Annotated in this window: 6 protein-coding genes; all 6 read left to right on the top strand. The window is 70.2% G+C overall.

What is annotated here, in order from left to right:
- The first annotated feature begins 79 nt into the window (after nt 1-79).
- The 6 genes from ACEZDE_RS33655 to ACEZDE_RS33630 all read left to right on the top strand — a co-directional run bounded on the left by ACEZDE_RS33655 (nt 80) and on the right by ACEZDE_RS33630 (nt 4340).
- A complete protein-coding gene (locus tag ACEZDE_RS33655; RefSeq protein ID WP_380544992.1) occupies nt 80-916 on the top strand; it encodes a 3-hydroxyacyl-CoA dehydrogenase family protein in 837 nt (278 codons plus the stop codon).
- Between the two features lie 31 nt (nt 917-947).
- Nucleotides 948-1238: an acyl carrier protein gene (locus ACEZDE_RS33650; RefSeq protein WP_380544989.1), complete on the top strand. Its 291-nt coding sequence runs from the start codon at nt 948-950 to the stop codon at nt 1236-1238.
- The gene (locus ACEZDE_RS33645; protein ID WP_380544987.1) at nt 1228-2373 is read left to right on the top strand and encodes an acyl-CoA dehydrogenase family protein; all 1146 of its coding nucleotides are present in this window, start codon (nt 1228-1230) and stop codon (nt 2371-2373) included. The genes ACEZDE_RS33650 and ACEZDE_RS33645 overlap by 11 nt, the downstream gene beginning before the upstream one ends.
- The gene (locus tag ACEZDE_RS33640; protein ID WP_380544984.1) at nt 2370-3509 is read left to right on the top strand and encodes an HAD-IIIC family phosphatase; all 1140 of its coding nucleotides are present in this window, start codon (nt 2370-2372) and stop codon (nt 3507-3509) included. Before ACEZDE_RS33645 ends, ACEZDE_RS33640 begins: the two co-directional genes overlap by 4 nt.
- Nucleotides 3499-3777, top strand: a complete 279-nt coding sequence (locus ACEZDE_RS33635; RefSeq protein WP_380544981.1) for a hypothetical protein — start codon at nt 3499-3501, stop codon at nt 3775-3777. Before ACEZDE_RS33640 ends, ACEZDE_RS33635 begins: the two co-directional genes overlap by 11 nt.
- Nucleotides 3778-4055: 278 nt before the next feature.
- On the top strand, nt 4056-4340 hold the full coding sequence (locus ACEZDE_RS33630) for a nucleotidyltransferase domain-containing protein (RefSeq protein ID WP_380544978.1): 285 nt from the start codon (nt 4056-4058) through the stop codon (nt 4338-4340).
- Nucleotides 4341-4410: the final 70 nt, after the last annotated feature.

Genomic DNA, 4410 nt, shown 5'->3' with positions numbered 1-4410 from the left:
GGACTCGGACGACGCTGACGACTCAGCCGGTCCGCTCGCGCCGGAGGCCCCTCCGCTCCCCACCCCCCTCACCCACCCGGTGGCCGTCGTGGGCGCCGGCACCATCGGCCGCTCGGTCGCCCACGCCCTGGCCACGACCGGCCACCACGTCCTGCTCCTGGACACCACCGACCAGCTGCTGGACCAGTCGATCCGTCAACTACGCCGCGACCTGCGCTTCGAACGCCTGCTGGGCCAGGTCCAGGACCGCGACGACGCCGAAGTCCTGCGCCGGATCGAGCCGACCACCGACTACGCCCGCCTGGCCCAGGCCGGCTTCGTGATCGAGAACACCACCGAGGACTGGGACGTCAAACGCGAGGTCTACCAGCAGCTCGACCAGCTCTGCGCCCCGGGCGTCGTCTTCGCCGCGAACACCTCCTGCGTCCCGATCACCCGGCTGGCGGCCCAGACCACCCGCCCCGAGCAGGTCCTGGGGATGCACTTCATGAACCCGGTCCCGGTCAAGCCGGTGGTCGAGATGGTCCGCGGCTTCCACACCTCGCCCGAGACCGTTGCCCGCGCCCGCGCCCTGCTGGCCGCGATGGGCAAGGAAGGCGTCCTGGTCGAGGACTCACCGGGCTTCGTCGCCAACCGGGTCATGATGCTGGCCGTCAACGAGGCCGCCTACCTGGTCCACGAGCACGTCGCCGAACCCGCCGAGGTGGACCGGATCTTCACCTCCTGCTTCGGCCACCCGATGGGCATGCTGGCCACCGCCGACCTGATCGGCCTCGACACGGTCCTGCTCAGCATCGAGCAGCTGCACGACCGCTTCGCCGACAGCAAGTACCGCCCCTGCCCGCTGCTGCGCCGCATGGTCGACGCCGGCCACCTGGGCCGAAAGTCCGGCCAGGGCTTCTTCACCTACACCTGACACCCCCTCCCACACCCCCGAAAGGCCCCCCATGCTCCTCACCGCCCCCACCACCACTCCCGCCCCCACCCCCACCACCCCTGTCCGCGACCAGACCCGCGCCTACCTCTCCGCCAGCCTCGGCCACCCCGTGTCCGACGACCAGGACGTGTTCGCCGCAGGCCTGGCCAACTCCCTCTTCGCCGCGCAGCTGGTCCTGTTCGTCGAGGACCGCTTCGCCGTCACCGTCGAGGACGACGAGCTGGAGATCGCCTCCTTCTGCTCCGTCGACGCGATCACCGCGTTCGTCGCCCGCAAGACCGGGGCCGGCCATGGCCGGTAACCAGTTCACCCTCACCCCCGACCAACGCGACCTCCAAGCCCGGTTCCGCGCCTTCGCCGCCCGCGAGGTGGCCCCGCTCGCCGCCCGCCACGACCGCGAACAGCGCCTGGACCGCTCCCTGGTCGACCTGCTCGCCAAGCAGAACATGCTGGCCGCCCAGATCCCGGCAGCCTCGGGCGGACCGGGCCTGGACGCGGTCGGCTACGGCCTGCTGCACGAGGAGATCGGCCGGGCCTGCTCGTCCACCCGCAGCCTGCTCACCGTCCACGACATGGTCACCGAGTCCGTCTGGCGCTGGGGCGACCAGACGCTGCGCAGCACCTGGCTGCCGTCCCTGCTCTGCGGCTCGACCCTGGCCGCGTTCGCGCTCAGCGAGCCCGAAGCCGGCAGCGACGCCGCCGCGATAGCGACCCGCGCCGAACCGGTCCCGGGCGGCCACTCGTTCCGCCTGACCGGTACCAAACGCTGGATCAGCTTCGGCCAGCTGGCCGACGTCTTCCTGGTCTTCGCCCGCACCCCCGAAGGCGTCTCCGCGTTCCTGGTCGAACGGGACCGCCCCGGCGTCACCGTCGAACCGCTGCACGACATGCTCGGCACCCGCGGCGCGATGCTCGCCCAACTGTCCTTCCAGGACTGCGAGGTCCCGCGGGCCAACCTGGTCGGCCGCCCCGGCCGCGCGCACCCGTTCCTGGTCACCCACGCGCTGACGCTGGGCCGCTACAGCGTGGCCTGCGGCAGTGTCGGCATCGTCCAGGCGTGCCTGGACGCCGCCACCGCCCACGCCACCGCCCGCGGCACGATGCGCCACCAGCTGGTCCAGCGGATGCTCGCGGACATGGTCATCGCCGCGCGGGCGGGCCGGATGCTGGCCCTGCGCGCAGGCGAGCTGGCAGCGCACCGCAGCCCCGAAGCACCGCTGGCCGCCACCGAGGCCAAGTACTTCTGCGGCCGGGCCGCCGCAGACGCCGCCCGCGACGCCGTCCAGGTCCTGGGCGCGGCCGGCTGCTCCCCCGACCACCCGGTGGCCCGCTACTACAGGGACGCCAAGGTGATGGAGATCATCGAGGGCAGCAACGAAGTAAGCCAGACCATGATCGGCAGGTTCGGACACACCGACAGGAGCAGCACCCCATGACCCCCACCCTGACCCCCACCGCCCCCGTCCCCGCGCCCGTCTCCACCCCCGCCCCCCTCAAAGCCGTCATCTGGGACCTGGACAACACCCTGTGGGAAGGCGTCCTGACCGAAAACGGCGCGCACCGCCTGCGCCCCGGTGTCGCGGACACCGTCCGACGCCTCGACGAACTCGGCATCCTCCAGTCCGTAGCCAGCCGCAACGACCCCGCCCCCGCCCTGGCCGCACTGACCGGCTTCGGCTTGGCCGATTACTTCCTGGCGCCGCAGATCAACTGGGGCGCCAAGTCCGAGTCCGTGCGCCGCATCGCCGCAGCCCTGAACCTGCACCCCGAATCGTTCCTCTTCGTCGACGACGACCCCTTCGAGCGCGCGGAGGTCCACCAGTCCCACCCCCGGATACAGCTGTGGGACCCCGCCGACGACGTGGCGGCAGTCCTGACCCGCCCCCAGTTCACCTCCACCGAGGTCACCGCGGAGGGCTCGCAACGACGCGCGCTCTACCGCTCGGAGCTGGTCCGCGCCGAAGCAGAGCGCGAGTTCACCGGTACCCCGCCCCAGTTCCTGGCCTCACTCGACCTACGGCTGACGATCCGCCGCGCCGGCCCGCAGGACCTGGCCCGGGCCGAGGAGCTGACCGTCCGCACCCACCAGCTGAACGCCACCGGCTACACCTACTCGGCCGCCGAGCTCGACGTCCTGCGCAGTTCCCGGACCCACACCGTCCTGGTCGCCGAACTGAGCGACCGCTTCGGCGACTACGGCATCGTGGGCGTCGTCCTGGTCGAGCAGTGGCGCTCGGTGTGGACCCTCAAACTCCTCCTGGCCTCCTGCCGGGTGATGTCCCGCGGCGTGGGCGGCATGCTCCTGGCCCACGTGGTCGAACGCGCCCACACCGCAGGCGCCCGCCTCTTCGGCGAATTCGTCCCCACCGACCGCAACCGGCAGATGCTGGTCGCCTACCGCTTCGCCGGCTTCCGCCAAACCCCCACCGCCACCCCAGCCCCAGCCCCCGCCTCCACCCCAGCCCCCAACCCCTCCGCCGCCCCCAACCCCGCCACAGCAGTCGTCCTGGAGCACAACGGCACGACGATCCCCCCGATCCCCACCCACGTCCACCTCACCAGTGACTTCTGACCCCACCGCACCCGGAGACAGCGGCATCGTCGACCTGTGGTGGATCTGCCTCTGCCCGCACACCGCCTGGCAGGGCAGCGCCCACCTGTCCACCGACGAGACCGCCCGAGCAGCGCGCATGCTCCGCCCTGTCAGTTGTCTGCATAGTCACGACATCTTCAAGGCTCTGAAGTGGTCTGCCGTGATTGGGGTAACGAAGTTTTCGATCTTTGTGGTAGGCAGTCTCACCTGTAGTGGTCTGATCGATGCTTCAATCGCGATTTTATGATCTTGGTGTTGAAGTGCAGTGCTGGAGTTGGATGGAAGATGTCGTAACTGTGCAGACAATTGTCTGGAATCGGCGCCGTTCGGTGTCGGATAGATGATCATGAATGGGGTGCTCCTGGCACCTGGGCTGCGCGGAGTCGGAGGGGTGGAACTCGCCGCCTGTCGTCGGGATGGGCCGGTCCGCGGACGCGGTGTCAGTGTCGGTCGCTACGGTGGGATCTCGGGTCCTGTGAGCGTGTCGGCGGACGGCGTGCCGGGGGATCCGTGGGGGAGGGCCGGATGAAACGCGAGCGAGCTACCGCGCTGATGGCGGAGATGGTTGACCGGCTGGAGGGCGGTGCGTGGCCGCTGGGCCTGGTCAAGGAGGTGTATGTCTTCGGGTCCTATGCCAGGGGCGCTTTGAATCCCGGGGACGTCGACGTGGTGGTGCAGCACGGCACTGACGAGAAGTGGCTCCAGGAATCGCTGCACGCGTCGGTCTACGGCTCGGATTCCCACACCTCGATGAAGCAGGTGTCAGCGACGGCGCTTTTCCCCTACTTCGGGCGGTTGCTGTCGGCGTAATTCCCCACCCTGACGGCGGTCGGTTCCCCAGGGGGATCCCGGTCGTCGGCAGGGGCCGGTCTACTCCCGG

Origin of the sequence: Streptacidiphilus cavernicola, assembly GCF_042510955.1 — a bacterium.
In the GTDB taxonomy this organism is placed as follows: Bacteria; Actinomycetota; Actinomycetes; order Streptomycetales; family Streptomycetaceae; genus Streptacidiphilus; species Streptacidiphilus cavernicola.
The sequence above is the reverse complement of the archived record's forward strand: the minus strand, read 5'-3'. Positions and strand labels throughout refer to the sequence as shown.